20 protein-coding genes are annotated in these 21,432 nt (G+C 59.4%); 10 read left to right on the forward strand and 10 right to left on the reverse strand.

The window, feature by feature from the left end; genetic code table 11:
- Positions 1–69 precede the first annotated feature (69 nt).
- From PFAS1_RS27170 to PFAS1_RS27185, 4 genes are all read right to left on the reverse strand, one after another.
- Complete coding sequence (locus tag PFAS1_RS27170; RefSeq protein WP_076031260.1) at positions 70–648, reverse strand: hypothetical protein; 579 nt, start codon at positions 646–648, stop codon at positions 70–72.
- Position 649: 1 nt separating this feature from the next.
- Complete coding sequence (locus tag PFAS1_RS27175) at positions 650–2,818, reverse strand: xanthine dehydrogenase family protein molybdopterin-binding subunit (RefSeq protein WP_076031261.1); 2,169 nt, start codon at positions 2,816–2,818, stop codon at positions 650–652.
- A gap of 25 nt (positions 2,819–2,843) precedes the next feature.
- Complete coding sequence (locus tag PFAS1_RS27180; protein ID WP_074876266.1) at positions 2,844–3,299, reverse strand: (2Fe-2S)-binding protein; 456 nt, start codon at positions 3,297–3,299, stop codon at positions 2,844–2,846.
- A 303-nt stretch (positions 3,300–3,602) separates the two neighbouring features.
- Positions 3,603–4,961 carry an XAC2610-related protein gene (locus PFAS1_RS27185; RefSeq protein WP_076031262.1) on the reverse strand — a complete coding sequence of 453 codons (1,359 nt, stop codon included), beginning with the start codon at positions 4,959–4,961 and terminating at the stop codon, positions 3,603–3,605.
- Between the two features lie 181 nt (positions 4,962–5,142).
- Here PFAS1_RS27185 and PFAS1_RS27190 point away from each other — a divergent pair, with 181 nt between their 5' ends.
- The 3 genes from PFAS1_RS27190 to PFAS1_RS27200 all read left to right on the forward strand — a co-directional run bounded on the left by PFAS1_RS27190 (position 5,143) and on the right by PFAS1_RS27200 (position 10,415).
- Positions 5,143–5,646, forward strand: a complete 504-nt coding sequence (locus tag PFAS1_RS27190; RefSeq protein WP_074876262.1) for a VOC family protein — start codon at positions 5,143–5,145, stop codon at positions 5,644–5,646.
- A 35-nt stretch (positions 5,647–5,681) separates the two neighbouring features.
- Entirely contained in the window at positions 5,682–6,515 is an 834-nt protein-coding gene (locus PFAS1_RS27195) for an AraC family transcriptional regulator (protein ID WP_076031611.1), read from the forward strand.
- Positions 6,516–6,749: 234 nt separating this feature from the next.
- Positions 6,750–10,415: a hypothetical protein gene (locus PFAS1_RS27200; protein ID WP_076031263.1), complete on the forward strand. Its 3,666-nt coding sequence runs from the start codon at positions 6,750–6,752 to the stop codon at positions 10,413–10,415.
- A 10-nt stretch (positions 10,416–10,425) separates the two neighbouring features.
- Here the strand turns inward: PFAS1_RS27200 and PFAS1_RS27205 are convergent, their stop codons facing one another.
- Positions 10,426–11,013 carry a LysE family translocator gene (locus tag PFAS1_RS27205; RefSeq protein ID WP_076031264.1) on the reverse strand — a complete coding sequence of 196 codons (588 nt, stop codon included), beginning with the start codon at positions 11,011–11,013 and terminating at the stop codon, positions 10,426–10,428.
- Positions 11,014–11,030: 17 nt separating this feature from the next.
- On the reverse strand, positions 11,031–11,207 hold the full coding sequence (locus tag PFAS1_RS29810; protein ID WP_198044991.1) for a hypothetical protein: 177 nt from the start codon (positions 11,205–11,207) through the stop codon (positions 11,031–11,033).
- Positions 11,208–11,272: 65 nt separating this feature from the next.
- Between PFAS1_RS29810 and PFAS1_RS27210 the strand changes: the two genes are divergently transcribed.
- The 6 genes from PFAS1_RS27210 (at position 11,273) to PFAS1_RS27235 (ending at position 16,659) form a co-directional block, all read left to right on the forward strand.
- Positions 11,273–12,850 (forward strand): phospholipase D family protein, encoded by a 1,578-nt coding sequence (locus PFAS1_RS27210; protein ID WP_076031265.1) that lies wholly within the window; start codon positions 11,273–11,275, stop codon positions 12,848–12,850.
- Positions 12,851–12,981: 131 nt separating this feature from the next.
- Positions 12,982–14,064, forward strand: a complete 1,083-nt coding sequence (locus tag PFAS1_RS27215; RefSeq protein WP_076031266.1) for a bifunctional transcriptional activator/DNA repair enzyme AdaA — start codon at positions 12,982–12,984, stop codon at positions 14,062–14,064.
- Between the two features lie 42 nt (positions 14,065–14,106).
- Positions 14,107–14,910 carry an isocitrate lyase/PEP mutase family protein gene (locus PFAS1_RS27220; RefSeq protein ID WP_076031267.1) on the forward strand — a complete coding sequence of 268 codons (804 nt, stop codon included), beginning with the start codon at positions 14,107–14,109 and terminating at the stop codon, positions 14,908–14,910.
- A 3-nt stretch (positions 14,911–14,913) separates the two neighbouring features.
- Complete coding sequence (locus PFAS1_RS27225; protein ID WP_076031268.1) at positions 14,914–15,531, forward strand: DNA-3-methyladenine glycosylase family protein; 618 nt, start codon at positions 14,914–14,916, stop codon at positions 15,529–15,531.
- A gap of 188 nt (positions 15,532–15,719) precedes the next feature.
- Positions 15,720–16,124 carry a PaaI family thioesterase gene (locus PFAS1_RS27230; protein WP_074876250.1) on the forward strand — a complete coding sequence of 135 codons (405 nt, stop codon included), beginning with the start codon at positions 15,720–15,722 and terminating at the stop codon, positions 16,122–16,124.
- A 46-nt stretch (positions 16,125–16,170) separates the two neighbouring features.
- Positions 16,171–16,659: a GFA family protein gene (locus PFAS1_RS27235; protein WP_076031269.1), complete on the forward strand. Its 489-nt coding sequence runs from the start codon at positions 16,171–16,173 to the stop codon at positions 16,657–16,659.
- A gap of 224 nt (positions 16,660–16,883) precedes the next feature.
- Here PFAS1_RS27235 and PFAS1_RS27240 read toward each other — a convergent pair whose 3' ends face one another.
- The 3 genes from PFAS1_RS27240 to PFAS1_RS27250 all read right to left on the reverse strand — a co-directional run bounded on the left by PFAS1_RS27240 (position 16,884) and on the right by PFAS1_RS27250 (position 19,641).
- Positions 16,884–18,170 (reverse strand): ATP-binding protein, encoded by a 1,287-nt coding sequence (locus tag PFAS1_RS27240; RefSeq protein WP_076031270.1) that lies wholly within the window; start codon positions 18,168–18,170, stop codon positions 16,884–16,886.
- The gene (locus PFAS1_RS27245; RefSeq protein WP_076031612.1) at positions 18,171–18,878 is read right to left on the reverse strand and encodes a winged helix-turn-helix domain-containing protein; all 708 of its coding nucleotides are present in this window, start codon (positions 18,876–18,878) and stop codon (positions 18,171–18,173) included.
- Between the two features lie 154 nt (positions 18,879–19,032).
- Positions 19,033–19,641, reverse strand: a complete 609-nt coding sequence (locus PFAS1_RS27250; protein ID WP_076031271.1) for a MiaE family protein — start codon at positions 19,639–19,641, stop codon at positions 19,033–19,035.
- A gap of 160 nt (positions 19,642–19,801) precedes the next feature.
- Between PFAS1_RS27250 and PFAS1_RS27255 the strand changes: the two genes are divergently transcribed.
- Complete coding sequence (locus PFAS1_RS27255) at positions 19,802–20,665, forward strand: universal stress protein (RefSeq protein WP_074876238.1); 864 nt, start codon at positions 19,802–19,804, stop codon at positions 20,663–20,665.
- 147 nt (positions 20,666–20,812) lie between these two features.
- Here PFAS1_RS27255 and PFAS1_RS27260 read toward each other — a convergent pair whose 3' ends face one another.
- Entirely contained in the window at positions 20,813–21,283 is a 471-nt protein-coding gene (locus PFAS1_RS27260) for a DUF1289 domain-containing protein (protein ID WP_033054572.1), read from the reverse strand.
- Positions 21,284–21,432: the final 149 nt, after the last annotated feature.

Below are 21,432 nucleotides of genomic sequence, written 5' to 3' on the forward strand. Positions count from 1 at the left end.
ACTCCATTGGCGGGTATATTTCTTAGAGTCGTCCATACCCGCTTTGACTCCCTGTTAACGGACCGCCGGTCAGCTACCCGCGACCGGACATGGCCCTCCCGCATCAGCCCAAAGCTTGAACTGGGTAACGAAAATGGCGTGCGGCACCGGTACCGGCGCCCTTCCATATCCTGGATTCCAGCCCCAGAGCACCAGTTTGTCTTCGCTGACATGTTTGATCAGCGCAGCGAAATCGCGGTCACCGTTGCTCGAACGGTCCTTGATCATTGCGCACAATTTATCGGCCGGCAGACCGATCCAGGCCATTTTGTGCGCGGCTGGCGGCAAGCTCCAGTGCGGCGCCCCTGGCGGTGCGTTTGCGCCGTAACTGGCCGGCGGATTACGCTCGGCGTGACAGGTAGCGCACGGCAAACCCGCCGCACCCTTGCCGTCCATGCCCCGCACGACGCTCATGGCGTGAGGGATCCCGGCGTCAAACTGCAATGGCGAATCACCGGGAATATGGCAGTTCTGACAGCGCGGGCTCTGGAAAACCTGTTGTACGGTATCGAACGCCTTGATCGCTTCCTTATCGTCGGCGAACAAGTCCTCGGCGTAGCCGACCAGGCCGATCAACACCACTGCGCCAAGCATCAGATGTCGTCTCATCTCACACCCCCGACAGCTGCAACGGCAATTCCCGCAAGCGCTGACCGGTCAAGGCGAACACCGCGTTGGCCACTGCTGGCGCCGTGGGCGGCACACCGGCCTCACCGATGCCACCGGGTTTGTCGCTGCTGGGCACGATATGCACCTCCACCACCGGCATTTCGTTGAGTCGCAGCACTTGATAGTCGTGGTAATTGGATTGCACCACTTGCCCGTTCTTGAAGGTCAACTTGCTGTGCAAGGTAAATCCGAGGCCAAAGGTGATGGCCGATTCCATTTGCGCCGCGATGCTCATCGGGTTGACCGCAATGCCGCAATCCACCGCACACACCACCCGATGCACGCGGATCGCCAGGTTGTCCTGGGACACCTCGGTCACCTGGGCAACGTAGCTACCGAAAGATTCATGCACCGCAACACCCAACGCATGGCCGTCCGGAAGTGGCGCCTTCCAGTTGGCTTTCTCGACGGCCAGGTTCAGCACGCCAAGATGCCGTGGATGATGCTTGAGCAAGGTTCGCCGGTACTCCACTGGGTCCTTGCCGGCCGCTTCTGCCAGTTCGTCGATCAGCGACTCCATCACGAACGCGGTGTGGGTGTGCCCCACCGAGCGCAGCCAGAGTACGCGGATGCCGGTTTGCGGCGAATGCAGTTCAACCTGGTGATTCGCCAACCCTGAAAGGTACGGACTGTCGGCAACCCCTTCGACAGAGGTCTTGTCGATGCCATTCTTGACCATGGTCGCCTCGAACGAGGTGCCCGCCATGATCGACTGCCCGACCATCACATGCTTCCAGGCGATCGGCAGGCCGCCGGCATCGAGGCCGATGCGCACCTGATGGAGGAACGCCGAGCGGTAGTACCCTCCGCGAATGTCATCCTCCCGGGACCAGACGGTTTTCACCGGTGCGCCCGCGGCCTTGGCGACTTCCACGGCTTCAGCGACAAAGTCCGAGGTCGGATTGGCCCGGCGACCGAATCCGCCGCCGAGAAACTCGGTGTGAATCTCCACCTGCTCGGGTTTGAGCCCGGTGATTTTCCCGGCGACCATTTGATCCAGGGTCTGGAACTGGGTGCCGGTCCAGATTTCGCATTTGTCCTTGCTGATTTTCACTGTGCAGTTGAGCGGCTCCATCGGCGCGTGGGCCAGGTACGGCACGCTGTATTCAACATCAATGGTCTTCGTCGCTTTACCCAGACCCGCCGCAACATCCCCGGCCTTACTGGCCGAAGCGCCAGGGGTGGCGGCGAGTTTGCGGAAGCTGTCCAGCAGCGCCTGACTGTCGAGCCCGGTGTTCGGCCCCAGGTCCCAATCGACCTTCAACGCATCGCGCCCTAGCTTCGCCGCCCAGTAATGATCGGCAATCACCGCCACCCCGGTGGGCACCTGCACCACTTTGTGTACGCCCGGTATCGACAGCGCTTCGGCGCCTTCGAAGGATTTGACAGTGCCACCGAACACCGGCGAGCGCGCGACCATGGCGGTCATCAGCCCGTCGAACTGCACGTCCATGCCGAACTTGGCGCGGCCGGTGATTTTCTCCGGGGTGTCCAGGCGCTTGGTCGGTTTGCCGATGATTTTCCAGTCCTTGGACTCCTTGAGCTTGATCGACGCCGGATCCGGCACCGGCAGCTTGCCGGCGTCATCGGCCAGTTCGCCGTAAGTGGCGCGTTGGTCGCCGGCAATCACCACACCCGATTCGGTGCGAATCGCGGAGGGTGCGACGTTGAAGCGTTTGGCCGCCGCCTCGATCAACATCAAACGCGCTGCGGCTCCGGCCTGCCGATAGCGGTCGAACTCCATCCAGGTCGAGGTCGAACCACCGGTGATCTGCATCCCGCCAAACCCGGCCAGGCCATACTCGGCGGCCGAAGCGGGTGCGTGTACGACGCGGATCTTCGACCAGTCGGCGTCCAGTTCTTCGGCGATCAACATGGTCAGGCCGGTCCAGATGCCCTGGCCCATTTCCGAATGGCCGAGCAGTATGGTGACGCTGTTGTCATTGCCGATCCGTAGAAACGCATTGGGCGCAAAAACACTGCCTTGATTCTCGGCCCCGATAGCAAAGCGATGGCCACCGGGCATGACAAACGCCACCACCAGACCACCGCCCAGCACCGCGCTGCCCTTGAGGAAACCGCGGCGTGACAGAGGATTGAGGCTGTTCATTGTTCGGACTCCCTTCGACGTGGCATCAACCGATTTCGGCGGCGCGTTTGACCGCTGCACGGATCCTTGGGTAGGTGCCGCAGCGGCAGATGTTGCCGGAGAGCGCCTGATCGATGTCGCTGTCGGTGGGTTTGGGAATTTTCGCCAGCAACGCGGCGGCCGACATGATCTGCCCTGACTGGCAGTAGCCGCATTGCACCACATCGAGTTCGGCCCAGGCTTGCTGCACCGGGTGCGAACCGTCGCTGGACAGGCCTTCGATGGTGAGGATTTTTTGCCCATGGGCCACGGCTGTGGCGGGGGTGACACAGGAGCGCAGCGGCGCGCCGTCGACGTGCACGGTGCAAGCGCCGCACTGGGCCATGCCGCAACCGAATTTGGTGCCGGTCAGATGCGCGACATCGCGCAGTACCCACAGCAGCGGCATGTCTGCGGGGACATCCAGCGCCTGGTCCTTGCCATTGATGTTGAGGGTCAGCATTGCGAATTTCCTCAGATTCACGGTGTTCTGAATGGGTTCTCTCGGGGCTGCGCCGTCACATCGTAGGAGCCGAGCTTGCTCGCGATGGCGTCAGGCCTGACACACCGCGTTATCGTTCATCGCGAGCAAGCTCGGCTCCTACAGGGGCAGCGTTATCCTTTCAGCTAAGCGCAAATTACCGGGCGAGACCGGTTCATCGACCACCGGTCACGCAAAGAAGACCGAAGTAACCCGCTCTCTGTAGCAGCTGCCGAGCCCGCGAGGCCGAGCAGACCTTGACCGATGCTGCGCCAAAAGACGACATCAAGGTTGTTTCACATAAGCCGCGCTGTACTTCTGATACTCACCAAAACCGGTCACTTCTGCGGCGCCATTCAGCAATTGCAGGCGAAACAGCGGGTCGCCCTCGGGGTTCAGTGCAATAACAAGATTGCCGGCGAGCAACGGGTACTGATGACGGACTTCGACGGGCGGATCCTTGAGTTGAAAAATGCTCAGGTTGATGTCCGCCATCTCGGGGCCGTTGTCGATTGCCGGCAATACTTTGACGGTCAATTCGCCGACGCGCTGATCCTGGATATTGCTCACGAGGTAGCGCCCTTCTCGCTGACTGTCTGCTACCCGCTCAAGTTTTTGCGCGGCAACCTTGAACGCAGTCGGCCTGACATTGATGCTTAATTGACGTGAGCCGTTGATCCACGTGCCGGTCTGGCTGCCCTGCTCGTTCGGCGTACCTTCGACGAACCAGTTGCCGATCATCTGACCGTCGTCGTCCAGTTCACGCAGAACGATTCCGCCATCTTCGTAGGTATTGCCCACCAGCCGGATCGGTTTGCCGCTGCCAGTCTTGCTGTAGCGAACTTCCCCGACGTAGACATCCCCCTGACGTTGCCACCACAGCTCAACGGGGATCTTGTCATCGAGGGTGCCGCGCAACATGACAGGCGCTTCACCGATGGGCCCCTCGAGGCGACGACGCTCCGTCCATTGCCCGGACTTCAGTTCACGATCGGTGACGTCCACATAGCCATAAGGCATGAACGGGTTGGCTTCGGAGGGTTTTTGCTCCACCTGTGTTTTCTCGGCCACCTTTACAGGACGGTTGTCCTGTATTTGCCAGGTCGCGCTCTGGTGCCAGCAGCAACCGCTTTTGGACTGGGTGTGCAGGCTTTTGGTAACCGGGTCGATCTCGAACATGCCAAGGTGTTCGTCACGGGTCAGAGCGGAAAATGATGGACTCAACAGCAGCGTCCGGCTCTGGGGATCGAACAGGTAGATGTCGTAGGAAGGACCGCCATAGCCCGCATCATTGCCATTGCGTACGGCAAGGTCTTGTTGCCCGTCGAAATTAAAATCGCCGAACAACAGCAGACTTTGATCGGCATACGCCAGGTTGCGGTCGAACTCCGAAGCTGTGCGGCCTGGCTTGAACAGGGCGAACGCTTCGGCTGACTCGATGCGCTGCAGCACCTGCCCGCCGGCCCTTTCGCGCAACGTAATCAGCGCAGGGGCACCGTCGAAAGTCTGGGTGGGCGGCTGAGCGAACAGCACGTCAATGACGTATTTCTTCGCGGGGTCCGTGAGGTGATATGTCACCGGCCCGGCGCTTACAGCACCGGCAGCCAGCAGACAGGAAACAGCCAGTAAACGAGAGGCAACCATGGCGCAGAGCTTCCTTGCGGCAATCAGGTCGGCAAGTCTAGCGGCTATCGGGTCATCCCGACATTGTTGATTCCGTCGCCTATGGAAACTCTTTCAACTTGTCGATCTACGGTACGGCCAGACGACCCGAGGCTGACTACGCTGAAAGTCCAGCCTGAGTAATCCGTAGAGGAGCTGCGCCATGCACCGCGTTCAAAAACTCACGCCCTGCCTGTGGTTCGACGATCAAGCCGAGGAGGCCGCGAAGTTCTACTGTGCGATCTTCGATCATTCGAAAATCAGTGCCATTACCCACTATGGCAAGGCCGGTCAGGAGATACATGGCAGGCCCGAAGGCTCGGTGATGACGGTCAGTTTCGAACTGGACGGACAGAGTTTCACCGGCCTCAACGGCGGCCCCCTGTTCAAGTTCAATGAAGCGGTTTCATTCCAGGTCAATTGCCATACTCAGGAAGAAGTCGACCACTTCTGGGGGCGTCTGTCCGCGGGCGGGCCCGTTGAGGCTCAGCAATGCGGCTGGCTCAAGGATAAATTCGGCGTGTCCTGGCAGATCGTTCCGGTGGCCCTGACGGACATGATGAAAGACCCCGACACGGCAAAATCCCAACGCGCCATGACGGCGCTGTTACAGATGAAAAAACTCGATATCGCTGCACTGCAACGAGCCTTTGACGGCGAGAGCTAATACACTTCGACGCTGACCTGCCGAGGATGCTGATCATGAAGCCCGCCGTTGCCAAAGACGCCGACAAAGCCCCGCGCTTCTGGCGCGACGATGCCCTGCCCTTCATCGAAGCCCGCTCCATCGCCGACGGCCGCGAGGTCTGCTACACCCGGCATTCTCACGAGCACTTCTCCATCGGTGCGATCACGGCCGGGTGCAGTACCTACCTCCATGAGCAATCGGAATCTCAGGTCAGTGCCGGCACCGTGGTGCTGATGAATCCTGGTGACGTCCACGCCTGCAATCCACTCGATGACCAACCGTGGTCGTACCTGATGCTGTACGTCGAGACACCCTGGCTGACCGATTTGCAGCATCAGCTCGGTTTCAGCCCGGACTTGGCGTTCCGCCGGTTTTCCACCACTCACATGCGCGACGCCGATCTGTTTGCCGGGCTCAAGGGTTTGTACGACGTGTTGGTCGATGATCAGCACGACATCCTGCGCAAGCACAGCGCCGCGGTGGAGTTTTTCACCGATGTACAGCAGCGCCTCAACCCCGGTGATCAGCCTCTGCGCGAGCCCAATTTCAAACTGGAGCGGGCCGCCGAGTACATCCGCGACAACTTCACGCAATTGCTCAAGCTCGAAGATATTTGCGCGGCTGCTCAGTTGTCGCCTTCCTACCTCATCCGCGCGTTCAAGCAGCATTACGGCATGACGCCCCACGCGTTTGTACTCAACCAGCGAATCCAGTTCGCCCGGGAGCGGTTGCGTCGCGGAAAATTGATTGCCGATGTGGCACTTGAAGCAGGGTTTGCCGATCAGGCGCACTTTCAACGGGTTTTCAAACAGCATCTGGCGGCGACGCCGGGGCAATACCGGAGTTGACATCAGCCGTCACCAACAAAAGAACCCACGGCAACTTTCGTATATACATACTGCAATACATCGCCTCGCCAAGGTATTTGGCAGGTCAACCGCCACATTGCTCATCCCACGCCTGCTTAATACATATATGGATATATAACCAATACGACAACGCATAGCAGTTCAATTAGCGTAATGGATTAGTTCCCACCAGCCACGGAACTTACCCACTTACTCGAAGATGGAACTTCAATCATGCAATTGCGAGAACAAGCCAACCTGAATTCCGCTGATGAACGTCAACGAACGGCGATTACCGAAGCGCTCACCAATGCCATGGGGGATGAGCACATCCACCAGACTTTAGCCTGGCCATGGGATCGACTGGCCGTTACCTGCGTGCCCAACTCCGCTTTCCACGAAGTTCATCACACCAGCGCCATTCTTTTGTCTCGAATGGTTCGACAGCCCGACTTCATCAACATCCGCGCCGAACAATTTATCCCCGAACACGCCAGTTTCCATGTTGACCAGGAAGGCCGTCTCTATTATGTCCTGGAGAACATCAGCGCTATCAGCCGCCCTGGCGAACTAGTAGAACAGGCCACCAACCACTTCTTCGCGCGCGTCGATATCACCTCTTATATTTCCGACGTTGCCGAGTTCAAACAGAATCTGGCGTTACTGGCAAAGATGGCCGGGCTCACGGGCGGCTTCATATCTTCCAATGATCGAATTGCCGTTGGCCAATGGCTGCGTTTTCACAACTTGCCACTGCCCACCGATGAAGAAAGCACCAAAGCGCTGATTGACCTGCTCAACTTCGCCGTTATGCCGGACCTGCCGGACACGGGTAACTACTGGGAGCTGCTGGACGCTCCAGAGGGTTCGCCCTTCGAGTTAACCCAGAGCAAACGCGCGATCATTCGTGACATCACCGCGCAATTGACCGACGACGAATTGCCCTTGGCCGAATACTTTGGCGCAGCGCTGGTGTTGGAAAACGCAGGATCGGACAAACAGCCGCAGAGCCTCGAGTACCGCTTGCAACGGCTGATCAGCGACGCGAGCCTGCTGGATGAAACCGGGCAAAACTACATTGATGCGCTGGGCTGGTTCACCGACGAGTCAGGACCCAAGGCGTCGAAACAATTTGTCGATCAGTTGCTGATCGCCGCCATGCTGCTGGACCTGGATCCCGAGGTAGACACGGCCAACACGACGTTTGCAGGGTTCAACCTTTACTCCTCAGCTCAGGTTCAGCGCCGGCCTAGCGATGTCCGCAACGACCTGGAAGCGCATCTGATTCAGCGCTTCAAGCTCAATGAACTCATCGCCCCGCTGGTAGCCGAGCTGGCGTTGGCGGGTATGGCACCTGAGTATCTGGTGCGCGAACTCCCTGCGTCGTTGAAGGTCGGAACCCCGGGCTGGGTCATCCTCTGCCAAGCCGTGGGCCTGGCCGAAAGCATTGTTCCCGGTTGCTCCCACCGCATGACGTACGAACACTTGCTGGGCTTTAGCCCGATCTCGGGGCTCACTCCACAACTCAACGATTTGCACGCTATGGCGGGGATTGACCCGGTCGTTACGTGGGCATTGATGAATGGGCTGGTCCAACGCGACGCGGACGGCAACCTGGATCTTGAAACGATCAATAAAGGTATCAAGGCCTATAACGAGCATGTCGAGACACTGTCTACCGCGCTTAACGCGATCAACAAACCAATCCCCCGGCGCAAAGCCCTGGCATTGAAAGAGCTGAAAGCGTACGTACCGGCCTGCGACCCTCATGAACAACTGGTCAAACACCGGGGCTCCCGAGGCGGTGGCGGACGCAAAGTGTCGATATTGGACTTGTACATGAGCGACCAACTTCACACGCAAGACTGGGACCGTCTTAGGGGTCGCGGCATTTATGAGGAATTTCCCCGGCTCAAGACTCTGTACCCGGTTGCCGAGCTATATGAAACAGCCGTGCACAATCACTACAACAATCTGATCGCCGGCCTGTCGACCACGATTCGCTATGTGTTTTCACAGATGGAGAAATCCGACAAAAGATTTATCGAACATGGGCGATTGGCTATCTACCGCCTGGAAGCCTACAAACAGCGTCTAGGCACAGGACCAATACCCGAGGCGACACGGGAGCGAACGGGCCGTTACGGCGTGATTATTTGTGCGGAATATCAAGGCACGCTGGTTCGCTGCTTCGAGCTGTTCCCGTTGCGCTCTGAATGCCGGAGCACGCCGGAACTCAGGGAGGAAGTTGGTAAATACCTGTTTGCCTATGAACAAGATGGCACACGGAGCCGCTTCGTCGAAGACAACGGCCTTCTGGATGCGCCACTGGATCTGGATGCGTACTTCAACAATGCTGTGCCGCGCAATGATGCAGTGTCTAAGGTATTCGTGCGCAAGATAGGTGAGTTCGACAGTGCATCGCACCCGACCCACTCCAATGAACCGATGGCTTACTTCAACGCCGAGCGCATAAAAGCCATCAGCGACCTGATTGCTCAAGAGCATCCCTTCCTGACCGAAAATGAACTGGCGGACATGGGCCGTGACAGCACGGAACAAGAACTGGCGGCAGAAAAGTTCGAGGCAATCTTTAACACACTGCTCAATCTGATCATTCCGTTCAAAGAATGCATCGAAAGCCTGTCCTCGAATGTTCCGGCCAGGCAACGCGACGCGATCGCCAGTTGCGTGATGGACGCAGCCGCTATTGCCTTCGTCTTTGCCAGCGTGCCCGCACAGGTAGGCAGGGCCATTGGAAAGAGCGCATCCCTGGCCACAAAGTTGTTATCCGCATCCAGAATTGGCGCCCGCACTGTCGTGTCCCTGTTGAACCCGCTGGACGGAGTGCCGACCCTGCTCAAGGGCGGTGTAAAACTGATTGGCCGAGGCGCAATAAAACTCGCCGGCCATACTGCCGATGCGGCGCATATCGTCAGGACGCAGCTGCATCGCCTGACAGGCGCCCACTCCTACAACCTGCTGCGCGCCATCGACCACACCGATGGGGCCGCGCGGATCCGCATGAGCCTCGACACCGTAGCGCATGCGCGGGCACTGTTCAGAAGCGATGGGCTCGAAACCGCTGAACATGTGCTCAAGCACCTGCAAGCCAATGATGCAAAGTTGCCCAGCAACGTTTCCCAAACGGAGCTCCAGCATTTATTTGAAGGTTCGTTGACCGGCCTCGCACGCCAGTCTGCCCCCGCTCAATCGCTGAAAAATGTCCTGGGTTCGGACGTTGTCGATTCGTTGATACGCCAGCAAGCGCAAAAGTTTTCCCTGGATAACCTGCGACAGTTCAAGGATCACACGACGCTGCCGGAGCTGTTCAACGACCTTCTGGAGGTGGAGTACAAAAACCTGACGGCGATGAATCAACATCAAAAAACATTGCTCGCGTCAGACCTTGGCAATGCACCTTACAGCGGCTTTCTCGACGATGTGTCCTTTAACCCGGACCGCTTGACCGACAACGCTGATCGAGCCGCCGCCTGGATTCTCAAAGCGTCGAGCTCTCGAAACGAAGTCGATAACATCAGGACCTTGCTTCGCGAGTTCAGCGGTAATGGCAAGTCCCTGACCGACCCCGCCGTTTACAAAGAACTGCATCGGCGTCTGGTGCCCCAAGCGACAGATGCCTTGCGCAGCCCTACGGCTCAAGCGCGTTACCCGTCCAACGTTTCGGGCGCAGCGATGCTGGAACAACACTTGGCAGCCCTGGATTCGGCTCATGAGCATTTCGGCAAACAAATGCTGGGGGCATTCCTGGGCTACCACAGCTTTGTCGACGGAAATGGCCGTACGGCGCGCGCCATCTATGCCATCACGGAACTGCGAGCCAATCGGTTCAACGCCCTGCCGCTACCGGTAGAAAATGCGCTGAGCGGTCTGGGTTGATGGGCAACGCTTAAGCCCGGATCAAATATCCCGCGCATACCACCAAGAGCAACGCCATGCTTCGGTTAAACAACCGCATGCCTTTGGCGTTGCTCAAATACCCGCGCAAAAACGTCCCGGCGTAGACCCAACAGCCGACCGACAGGTAGCAAATCACCAGATACACCGCCGCAAACTGCCAGACCAGTCGCGCCTCGCCATCTGCCACAAAAGCGCCCATGCCGGCCACACAGGCCAGCCAGGCTTTCGGATTGAGCCATTGCATGACGGCGCCATACAGCATCGAGGGTGTCCGGCCCGATTCCTTCGCATCCAGATCTCCCTTGTCGGCAGCCAACTTGAAGGCCATGTACAACAGGAACGCCACGCCCGCCCATTGCACCCCCTGCGTCAGCGCTGGCCAGCGCTGCAACACTTCGTGCAGCCCTAATCCCATCAACACCAACAACACGACGAAACCCAGCGTCGCCCCGGCGACATGCCGTTGACTGGCGCGAAAACCAAACTGCGCGCCGCAACTCAATGCCACGATGTTCACCGGCCCTGGCGTTATCGAGGCCACCAGGGCAAATGCCGCCATCGAGATAATCAGACTCATCACAGACCTTCTTCAATTCAGTTGAACAAGGCCTCAAGGTAAAGAGCCACCTGAGGGCTGTATTGAACAAAACGCCCCTCCAGTTGGCCCTGTGCTGCAATTGCCTGCGGATGAACTACGCTGCCAAAACAACCCCGCAGATTGAAGAAGCGGTGCGCAAAGCCAGTGCGGCAGCGATCAAACCACTGGCGCATACCGACTGACCTTTCTTCGGCGTCCGGCGTCCATATGCTAACCGCTACCACCCGGAATACGCTCCGTGAGAATCAGACAGCCCCTGCTTGCTCTTCTGTTACTCGCCTCGCTGTTGGGTGGCTGTACGACCCTCAATGTCCCTCGAGAACCCAGTCAGGCCCTGCCGGCAACCCATTCGGCATTCGGCCGTTCGATTCAGGCGCAGGCAGTCCCCCATCAGGGCCGATCGGGCTTTCGCTTGCTCTCCGACAGCGCCGAGGCTTTCACTGCCCGCGCCGAACTGATTCGCAATGCCCAAAGCAGCCTGGATTTGCAGTATTACATCGTCCACGACGGCATCAGCACGCGGGTACTGGTGAGCGAACTGCTCGACGCCGCCGACCGCGGAGTACGGGTGCGGATCCTGCTCGACGACACCACCAGCGATGATCTGGACTGGATCATCGCGACCCTCGCCGTCCATCCGAAGATTCAAATCCGCGTGTTCAATCCGCTGCACCTGGGCCGCAGCACCGTCGTGACACGGACGATGGGCCGGTTGCTCAACCTGTCGCAGCAACACCGGCGCATGCACAACAAACTGTGGGTAGCCGACAACAGCGCGGCCATTGTTGGCGGGCGCAACCTGGGGGACGAGTATTTCGATGCCGAGCCTAACCGCAATTTCACCGACATCGATTTGCTCGGCATCGGCCCGGTCGCCGAACAGTTGGGGCATAGCTTCGACCAGTACTGGAACAGCGCCCTGAGCAAGCCGATCGATCAATTCATCTCGAGTAAACCGACAGCCCGAGACCTGGAAAACACCCGGACCCGGCTGAATGAGTCCCTGGAGGAAACGCGCAAAGAGAATCACGCGCTGTATCAGCAGTTGAAGACCTACACCACTCACCCGCGTCTGGACGTCTGGCGCCGGGAGCTGGTCTGGGCATGGAACCAGGCGCTGTGGGACGCACCGAGCAAGGTGCTGTCCAAGGGCGAGCCAGACCCGCACCTGTTGCTGGCCACCCAGTTGGCGCCCGAGCTGAATGGCGTCAGCAAGGAACTGATCATGGTCTCGGCCTACATCGTGCCCGGCCAACCGGGGCTGGTGTACCTGACGGATCGCGCCGATGCCGGCGTGTCGATCAGCTTGCTGACCAACTCACTGGAAGCCACGGATGTACCGGCGACCCACGGTGGTTACGCGCCTTATCGCAAAACCTTGCTGGAGCATGGCGTGCAGCTGTTCGAATTACGCCGTCAGCCCGACGACAATGGCAACGGTGGCAGTGGGCCGCGCCCGTTCAACAAGGGGTCTTCATCCAATAGCTCCGACTCCAGCCTGCACAGCAAGACAATGATTTTCGACCAGCAGAAAGCCTTTATCGGCTCGTTCAATTTCGACTCGCGCTCGTTACTGTGGAACACCGAAGTCGGGGTGTTGGTGGACAACCCGGAACTGGCCAGACGGGTTCGCGCACTGGCGCTGGAGGGTATGGCGCCAGCGCTCAGCTATCAGGTCCGGCTGGAAAAGGGTCAGATCGTCTGGGTCACCGAAGATGACGGCAAACAGCACACATTGACCAAGGAACCGGGGAGTTGGTGGCGACACTTCAACTCATGGTTCACCAGCATGATCGGCCTGGAGAAGTTGCTATAGCTTGAATTGGTTCTTTACGGGACTCGGAAAACACACCGCACCTGGACTGTTCAGCCGGTGCGAAACGACGGCTGGAATTCTCTGTCGATTTTCCGGTGGAGGCGCTGGGCGACGCAGCTTATGCTCAGCCCATGAACCTACAAAACACTTTGCTTCCGCCCCACGCCGAGATGGTTCGCGCCATGCTCGAACGAGACACCGCCTATGAGGGGGTGTTCTTTACCGCGGTCAAAACCACCGGCATCTTCTGTCGCCCCAGTTGCACGGCGCGCAAGCCGAAACCGGAGAACGTCGAGTTCTTCGCCCATGCCGATGAATGCATGTCGGCCGGCTACCGCGCCTGTCTGCGTTGCAAACCACTGGACGCGGCGGCCTTTGCACCGGACTGGGTACAGCAGCTGCTCAAATCGGTGGATGCCGACCCCGAGCAGCGCTGGACCGATGCCCAGTTGCTGGCCGAAGGCATCGAACCACTGAAACTGCGCCGCTGGTTCAAGCAGCATTTCGGCATGACCTTTCACGCCTGGCTGCGCACCCGACGCCTCGGTATGGCGTTAGGCGGGATCAAACAGGGCGAATCCATCGACAACGCCGCGTTCGATTCGGGCTACGAGTCTCTGAGCGGGTTTCGCGATGCGTTTCAAAAGTCCTTCAACATCACGCCCGGCCGCGCCGGCAACAGCGAACCACTGCTGTTCACGCGCCTGACCACACCGCTGGGGCCGATGATCGCCATGGCCGAGCGCCGCGGGCTGGTGCTGCTGGAGTTTCTTGATCGACCAGCGCTGACCAAGGAAGTCGAAGAACTGCAGAATCGATACGGCTACGCGGTTGCGCCAGGACATAACGCGCATTTGCAGCAGATTGAAGCCGAACTGACCGAGTATTTCGCCGGAAAACTCACTGACTTCAACGTTCCACTACACTTGCCTGGCAGCGATTTCGCCCGACAGGTCTGGGCCGAACTGGCGAAGATCCCGTACGGCCAGACCAGCACCTACGGCGCCATTGCGGCGTTATTGGGCAAGCCCGGCGCCAGTCGCGCCGTGGGCCTGGCCAACGGGCATAACCGTCTCTCGATTGTTGTGCCCTGTCACCGGGTGATCGGCGCTGACGGCTCGCTGACCGGCTATGGTGGAGGACAACCGCGTAAGGCGTTCCTGCTCAGGCTGGAAAAAGCAGCGGTGCAGATCACGCAACAACTCGCATTCTGATTACTTTCCGGGTTTCTCAAAAAGTCATAAGGAAGGACATTGATGGACACGCTATTTCACCAACTGCACCACGACGGCTTGCTGATCCTCACCAATGTTGCCGATGCCGCCGGGGCGCACATCGTGGAGCAACTGGGTTGTAAAGCCGTCGCCACCAGCAGCGCGGCAGTCGCCTGGGCCCACGGTTATCCGGACGGTAACGCCCTGCCCCTCGATCGTCTGGTATCGACAGTCGAGTCCATCGCCCGGGTGATCTCGGTGCCGTTGACCGTGGACATCGAGGCCGGTTATTCCGATGACCTGACGCGGGTGGCCGAAGTCATTGAGGCGGTAATTGCCGCCGGGGCGGTCGGGATCAATATCGAGGACGGCGCTTCCCCGCCCGAACTGTTGGTACGCAAAATCGAAATCGCTCGGCAGGTTGCTAAGCGCCATAACGTGAAGCTGTTCATCAACGCCCGAACCGATGTGTACCTCAAGAGCCTGGTGCCCGCCGAAGATCGCGTGGCCGAGACGCTCAAGCGCGCCGCGTTGTATCAGGCGGCCGGGGCCGATGGTTTGTTCGCGGCTGGCGTCACGGCCGAGTACGAAATCGCCGCGCTGTGCCAGGGCACTCGGTTGCCGTTGAACGTGCTCGGGCTCCCCGGCTTGCCTTCGCCTGAAGAACTGAAGGCCCTCGGCGTACGCCGTTTGAGCGCGGGGTCACGCATCGCCGAGTTTCTGTATGGCGCCATGAGTGCACTGGCCAAGAGCTTTCTGGAAACGGGGACACTCGACAGCCGTGAGCTGAAGGCCTTCACCTATGGCGAAGTGAATGCCCTGCTGGCGTCCTCCGGGAAAGCCTGACCCATGCCCGACGCCTACCTGCCCGCCACCGAGTTTCTATCGTCCATCGATGAGGACTGGCGCCGCCACATCGCCGCCATCGGCCCTTGCCTGCATCAACCCCATGCGGCACGCGATCCTTATGAGTCACTGGTGCGGGCGATTGCCTATCAGCAACTGCACGCCAAGGCCGGTGATGCGATTGTCGGTCGGTTGATCGCGTTGTTTGGGACGGGCGCGTTCCCGAGGCCTGAGCAGATTGTCGCGACCGGGTTCAATCAACTGCGCAGTTGCGGCTTTTCCGCCAGCAAGATCGCAACCATTCAGGGCATTGCCCAAGCGGCGCTGGACGGTGTGGTGCCGGATTACGCTGAGGCAATGGCGATGGCGGATGAAGCGCTGATCGAGCGATTAATTACCTTGCGCGGGGTTGGGCGCTGGACGGTTGAGATGTTGCTGATCTACAGCCTGGAGCGGCCGGATATTTTGCCCGCCGATGACTTTGGCGTGCGTGAGGGATATCGCCGGCTCAAGGGGCTGGAGGTGCAGCCGACGCGCAAGCAGATGATTGAGATCGGGTTGGCGTGGAGCCCTTATCGGACGGTGGCTTCCTGGTATTTGTGGCGGATGACCGGCAAGTAGACCGCGTTATCGTTCTTCGCGAGCAAGCCCGCTCCCACAAGGGGAATGCATTTCAATGTGGGAGCGGGCTTGCTCGCGAAGAGGCCGGACCATTCACCACAAATCCAACTACCCATCACCCTCCCTTATCCGCCATGACTTCTCCTCAAACCCGGCGCATGTTGATCCCTCAACCGGAGGGATTCGCCATGCTCAACGCACTCAAACAGATCAACTCAACCTCAGCCTTCAATCGCTGGGCCGGTTTCGAAGTCACTCGCGCCGAGAGCGGCGAAGCCGAGCTCACGATGGCTTTTCGCGAGAGCGATATGGCGCAGTACGCAGGCTTCCTGCACGCCGGACTGATCGGCGCGCTGCTCGACACCGCCTGCGGATTCGCAGCCGGAACGGTCGCCGGCAATGTGCTGGCTTCACACTTCTCAGTGAACTGCTTGGCTCCCGCCATCGGCGAAGTGTTCATCGCTCAGGGGCGGGTGGTAAAGGCCGGCAAGAAACAAGTGTTCGCCCGCGCCGAGTTGTTCGCGCAAACCGGCGATCAGCTGAAACTGGTGGCGACCGGCGACGCGATTCTCGTACCGGTCGAGGGGCGCTGAGAGTCTAGGCTGTCTTGGGAACGTTGCAGATTTGACGGAGGTTCCCATGCAGCTCGAAGGTTCCTGCCATTGCGGCGCGGTGTCGTTCAGTTTGACCAGCGCCCATCCCTACCCGTATCAGCGTTGCTATTGCTCGATCTGTCGCAAGACTCAGGGCGGTGGCGGCTACGCGATCAATATTGCCGGTGATGCCAATAGCCTGAAAGTGCGAGGGCGCAAACACGTTGCGATTTACCGTGCGCGGCTCAAGGATGAAGGCCAGAAGCGTGCCCACCGCAGCAGCCTGGAGCGACATTTCTGCACGACCTGCGGCTCGGGCTTGTGGATATTCAGCCCCGAATGGCCAGAGCTGATTCACCCGTTTGCCTCTGCCATCGACACCCCGCTGCCGGTGCCACCGGAGCGCACGCACTTGATGCTCGGGTCAAAGGCGCCTTGGGTCGAGGCACAGGTGCAGCCTGGCGACAAACAGTTCGATATTTTTCCCGAAGAATCCATCGCCGAATGGCATGAGCGTCTGGGTTTGAGCCGCTAAGCCCGTTCACAGTCTTTGACAGTTTCCCGACAAAGCTGTCAAAGATTGCCGCCCGGCAGCCGCCTAGCATGGGCGCATCCAAACTCCCTCGGGTGCTCCCATGTTAAAGATCGTTCCCACGCTCCGCGTGGGAATGCAGCAACGGACGCTCCGCGTTCGGCTTTGGATGGGACGCGGAGCGTCCCGGGATGCATTCCCACGCAGAGCGTGGGAACGATCAACAACTAATCCTGGTGCGCCCAGGTCATGCGAAACGACGCCCCGCCCCACGGCGAGTCCGCCACTTCCACTTGCCCGCCATGGGATTGCGACACCCGCCGCACGAGCGCCAGGCCCAGGCCGAAGCCACCGGTGCGGCGGTCGCGGCTGGCGTCCAGGCGCGAGAACGGTTCGAAGATTTTCTCCCGCCCGTCCGTCGGCACGCCCGGCCCGTCGTCGTTGACCCGCACTTCGTAGTGATCACCGGTGCGCACCAATGACACCTCCACCCGCTCATCGGCATAACGAATGGCATTGCGCAGCAGGTTGATCACCGCCCGGGCCATAAAACGCGGCTCGATGCGGACCTCATCGACCTGGCACTCGACAATCAGCAATTGCACACCAGCGGCTTCAGCTTCCAGCGCGACGCTGCCGAGCACACTGTCGAGCCAACTGCTGGCCTGAATGTTTTCCCGAGTGATCACCGTGGCGCCGCGCTCGAGGCTGGCATAGGTGAGCAGTTCGGACACCATCTCTTCGAGCTCGCCGAGGTCGGCGTACATGTCGGCGATCAGCTCACGGTTCTGGGTCGGATCGGGTTGTTGCTTGAGCTGGTCGAGTTCGAAAGACAATCGGGCAATCGGCGTGCGCAATTCATGGGACACCGCGTTGGTCAGCTCGCGCTGATTGGCAATCAGGCTTTCGATGCGCGCCGCCATCAGGTTGAAATGTTCGGACAGGTCGCGGATGTTCGAGCGCTTGGACAGCTGGATCCGCGATGACAGGTCGTTATCGCCAAAACGCTCAGCCGCCAGACGCAGCTTTTCCAGATCGCGCCGGTGCGGGCGCACCCAGAATAACAACACGAACCCGATCATCACCGCGATCATCAGATAGGCCGCGGCAATGTAGAACGACATCAGACTCGGCTCAGCCGGCAGCATGATGCTGAGCAGTTGCGAACCGTCGTCAATGCGCGAGATGAATTGCGTGTACTTTTCACGAATCACCAGCAGGCCCTGGGCCAACTCGGCTTTCTCCTGATCGCTCAGGGACAATTGGTCGGTCTCGACCAGGGTCAGGCCCAAGCCGTAGTAGGGGCGCACCGCGTCCAGTTGTCGCTCCCGGGCCGCCCCGTCCAGGCCGCGCAACTGCTCGGCCAGCGACCAGGCCTGGCCCCGCACCGCCTCGCGGTTGTAGTTCTGCATCTGACCGTCGAGAAGCGCATTGAACGCGCGATCGACCGTTTGCAGCCCCAGGACCAGGCCAACCGTCATCACCAGAAACAGCCCCAAAAATAACCGCAGCATTTACCGCTCCCACGCAAACGGATTGAACAGATAACCCTTGCCCCATACGGTCTTGATACACAGCGGCTCTCGAGGGTTGTCCTTGAGCTTGCCCCGTAGTTTGCTGATGTAGACGTCAACGCTGCGGTTCAGGCCGTCGAAAGCGATGCCGCGCATGCGGTTGAGAATATCGTCACGGGACAGGATTTTTCCGGCAGAGCTGGCCAGCAACCACAGCAGTTCGAATTCCATGGTGGTGAGTTCGATGCCCTCTCCCGCCAGCCGCACTACCCGGCAGCTGCGGTCGATGCTCAGATGGCCGAACTCCAGAGCGCTGCACACGCCGCTGTCCGGCATCTGGCGGCGTTGCAAGGCGCGTAACCGGGCCAGCAGGACCGGCGGCTTGATCGGTTTGATCACGTAGTCATCGGCACCGGACTCCAGCCCGAGGATGTGATCGAGGTCGTCTTCCTTGGCGGTAAGAATGACGATCGGCGTGTCGGACACGCTACGGATCTCGCGGCACACGTGCAGGCCGCTCTGGCCCGGCAGCATCAGGTCGAGCACGACGACTTTCGGTTTGAATTCGAGGAACGCGGCCAATGCGAGGTCGCCGCGGTGCACCTGCCGGACTTCAAAACCATGTTGCGACAGGAAATGCGCGATCAGCCCGGCGAGCTTCTCGTCGTCTTCCACCAGCAGTACTTTGCCAAAACCCAGGCTATCCATAACGACCGTCTGCCAACCCTTGTGAGAAGTGGCCGGCATTATGGCGCCAATCGGTGACCGGACGGTTATCGCAGGCAGCAAAAACCGGCCTCGGGGGCCGATTTTCGGAGATGTTTCATACTTTTAAGAGTTTTTTACATTTACCGTCGAAGCGTCAGGCGGCCGCTGGCACACCGCTGTGGAAACGAAACTCCACGTCCGGCGACTCGATCAGCTCTTGCTCGGCGGTGCGAACCCTGTCGATCACCTGGGCGATGTCCTTGGCGTCACCGTACTGGTAGGCCAGTTTCAGGTAACCCTGGAAATGCCGGGCCTCGCTTTTGAGCAGGCCGAAATAGAACTTGCCCAGCTCTTCGTCCAGATGCGGCACCAGCGCTTCAAAACGCTCGCAGCTACGGGCTTCGATAAAGGCGCCGACCACCAGGGTGTCCACCAGTTTGACCGGCTCGTGGCTGCGCACCACTTTGCGCAGGCCCGAAGCGTAGCGCCCGGCGGACAGCTGACGCAGCTCGATCTTGCGCTTTTTCATCAGGCGCATGACCTGTTCATGGTGAACCAGCTCTTCCCGGGCCAGTCGCGACATCAGGTTGATCAGATCGACGTGGGAGTGATACTTGGCGATCAGGCTCAACGCAGTACTGGCGGCCTTGAATTCACAGTTTTTGTGATCGATCAGCAGGGTTTCCTGATCAGCCAGCGCGGCCTGAACCCAGCCATCGGGGGTGCGGCAGCCGAGGAACTCGTGAATTTCGGGAAGGATCATGGGGCTCACGGACAAGAGGTTCAAAATCGAAGGGCGCCGATTATACCGGCCTGCCAGCAGACCACCAGTCGCGACCGTTGATATACATCAAGTCCCGAATGGCCAGCCAGCAACTATAGTTGTCCAACGCAGTATTTTTTACTTCATGGAGATCCCGATCATGCAAGCCATTCGCAGCATTCTGGTGGTCCTCGAACCTGAACACTCGGAAAGCCTGGCGCTCAAACGGGCCAAGCTGATTGCCGGCGTGACCCAGGCTCATCTGCATCTGCTGGTCTGCGACCGCAAGCATGACCACAGCGGCATGTTGGGCGTGCTCAAGGCCGCGCTGATCGAGGACGGCTACAGCGTCACCACCGAGCAGGCATGGAACGAAAGCCTGCACGAAACCATTGTCGATGTGCAGCAGGCTGAAGGTTGCGGGCTGGTGATCAAACAGCATTACCCCGACAGTCCGCTGAAAAAAGCCCTGCTGACCCCGGCGGACTGGAAACTGCTGCGTTACTGCCCGACGCCGGTGCTGCTGGTCAAAACCTCGAAACCCTGGACTGGCGGGGTCATTCTGGCGGCAATCGATGTCGGTAATACCGATGCCGAACACCGCACCTTGCACGCTTGTATCGTCGATCACGGTTACGACATCGCCAGCCTGGCCAAGGCCCATTTGCACGTGGTCAGCGCCCATCCATCGCCGATGCTGTCGGCGGCCGACCCGACGTTACAGCTCAGCGAAACCATCGAGGCGCGCTATCGCGAACAGTGCAAATCGTTTCAGGCCGAGTTCGACATTGATGACGAGCACCTGCATATCGAGGAAGGCCCGGCGGATGTGTTGATTCCATTCATGGTCCACAAACTGCAAGCGGCGGTGACGGTAATCGGTACCGTGGCGCGGTCCGGTTTGTCAGGGGCGTTGATCGGCAATACGGCGGAAGTGGTGCTCGATGCGGTGGAGAGCGATGTGCTGGTGCTGAAGCCGGATACGATCATGGATCATCTGGAGGAGATCGTGACTCAGCATTAAGACTTTTGTGGCGAGGGAGCTTGCTCCCGTTGGGTTGCGAAGCGACCCCAAATCGGCCGGCGCGGTGTTCCAGACAACATTCGTTGGCCGATTTGCGACTGCTGCGCAGTCGACCGGGAGCAAGCTCCCTCGCCACAGGTTAAAGGTTTAGCCGCCGAAGGCATCCCTGAGAAAACCGGGGGCAATGTAGCGCTGGTAATGCGCCTCGGAGAGCAAAAAGAATTCCCGATCAATGGCATCCCGCAGTTCCGGCAGGTTCCAGTCGCGAAACTCCGGCATCAGCACCATCCCGTAGGCTTCCAGGTTGTTGATGACCCGCGCCCCCCGGGCGATCAACTGATACGCCCAGCAATATTCCGACTGATGCGGCACAAAGCGGATCTTGCGCTGCTCCAGCTGCAGACGCAGGCGCTGGGGATCGAAAACTTCAAGCTTGCTGGCCATCACCTGGGACAGCAATAGCTCAAGACGCAGCCACACCGCGCGCTTTTCCTCCTCGTTGTAACCATTCCAGTTGATCACTTCATGGTGGAAACGCTTGCAGCCACGGCACACCAAATCACCGTAAACAGTGGAGCAGAGGCCGACGCAGGGGGTCTTGATGGTCTGATTGGGCATAGGTTGGGAGAGCACGGGAAAGCAGAACAGGTCGGCATGTTAGCCCTTTGTCTAACATTCATCACCCCTCAAAGTTCGAGGGCCAACTTACCTTTAAATTTTTTTTGCCGTAGAATCAGCCAGCCTTTTAAGGCGCCAATGTCCGTTAG

Source organism: Pseudomonas frederiksbergensis, assembly GCF_001952935.1.
Lineage (GTDB): Bacteria > Pseudomonadota > Gammaproteobacteria > Pseudomonadales > Pseudomonadaceae > Aquipseudomonas > Aquipseudomonas frederiksbergensis.

Excerpts from the sequence above, each read along its gene's own strand:
- PFAS1_RS27170 (WP_076031260.1), bottom strand. The coding sequence starts at position 648 with ATGAGACGACATCTGATGCTTGGCGCAGTGGTGTTGATCGGCCTGGTC.
- PFAS1_RS27175 (WP_076031261.1), bottom strand. The coding sequence starts at position 2,818 with ATGAACAGCCTCAATCCTCTGTCACGCCGCGGTTTCCTCAAGGGCAGC.
- PFAS1_RS27180 (WP_074876266.1), bottom strand. The coding sequence starts at position 3,299 with ATGCTGACCCTCAACATCAATGGCAAGGACCAGGCGCTGGATGTCCCC.
- PFAS1_RS27185 (WP_076031262.1), bottom strand. The coding sequence starts at position 4,961 with ATGGTTGCCTCTCGTTTACTGGCTGTTTCCTGTCTGCTGGCTGCCGGT.
- PFAS1_RS27190 (WP_074876262.1), top strand. The coding sequence starts at position 5,143 with ATGCACCGCGTTCAAAAACTCACGCCCTGCCTGTGGTTCGACGATCAA.
- PFAS1_RS27195 (WP_076031611.1), top strand. The coding sequence starts at position 5,682 with ATGAAGCCCGCCGTTGCCAAAGACGCCGACAAAGCCCCGCGCTTCTGG.
- PFAS1_RS27200 (WP_076031263.1), top strand. The coding sequence starts at position 6,750 with ATGCAATTGCGAGAACAAGCCAACCTGAATTCCGCTGATGAACGTCAA.
- PFAS1_RS27205 (WP_076031264.1), bottom strand. The coding sequence starts at position 11,013 with ATGAGTCTGATTATCTCGATGGCGGCATTTGCCCTGGTGGCCTCGATA.
- PFAS1_RS29810 (WP_198044991.1), bottom strand. The coding sequence starts at position 11,207 with ATGCGCCAGTGGTTTGATCGCTGCCGCACTGGCTTTGCGCACCGCTTC.
- PFAS1_RS27215 (WP_076031266.1), top strand. The coding sequence starts at position 12,982 with ATGAACCTACAAAACACTTTGCTTCCGCCCCACGCCGAGATGGTTCGC.
- PFAS1_RS27220 (WP_076031267.1), top strand. The coding sequence starts at position 14,107 with ATGGACACGCTATTTCACCAACTGCACCACGACGGCTTGCTGATCCTC.
- PFAS1_RS27225 (WP_076031268.1), top strand. The coding sequence starts at position 14,914 with ATGCCCGACGCCTACCTGCCCGCCACCGAGTTTCTATCGTCCATCGAT.
- PFAS1_RS27230 (WP_074876250.1), top strand. The coding sequence starts at position 15,720 with ATGCTCAACGCACTCAAACAGATCAACTCAACCTCAGCCTTCAATCGC.
- PFAS1_RS27235 (WP_076031269.1), top strand. The coding sequence starts at position 16,171 with ATGCAGCTCGAAGGTTCCTGCCATTGCGGCGCGGTGTCGTTCAGTTTG.
- PFAS1_RS27240 (WP_076031270.1), bottom strand. The coding sequence starts at position 18,170 with ATGCTGCGGTTATTTTTGGGGCTGTTTCTGGTGATGACGGTTGGCCTG.
- PFAS1_RS27245 (WP_076031612.1), bottom strand. The coding sequence starts at position 18,878 with ATGGATAGCCTGGGTTTTGGCAAAGTACTGCTGGTGGAAGACGACGAG.
- PFAS1_RS27250 (WP_076031271.1), bottom strand. The coding sequence starts at position 19,641 with ATGATCCTTCCCGAAATTCACGAGTTCCTCGGCTGCCGCACCCCCGAT.
- PFAS1_RS27255 (WP_074876238.1), top strand. The coding sequence starts at position 19,802 with ATGCAAGCCATTCGCAGCATTCTGGTGGTCCTCGAACCTGAACACTCG.
- PFAS1_RS27260 (WP_033054572.1), bottom strand. The coding sequence starts at position 21,283 with ATGCCCAATCAGACCATCAAGACCCCCTGCGTCGGCCTCTGCTCCACT.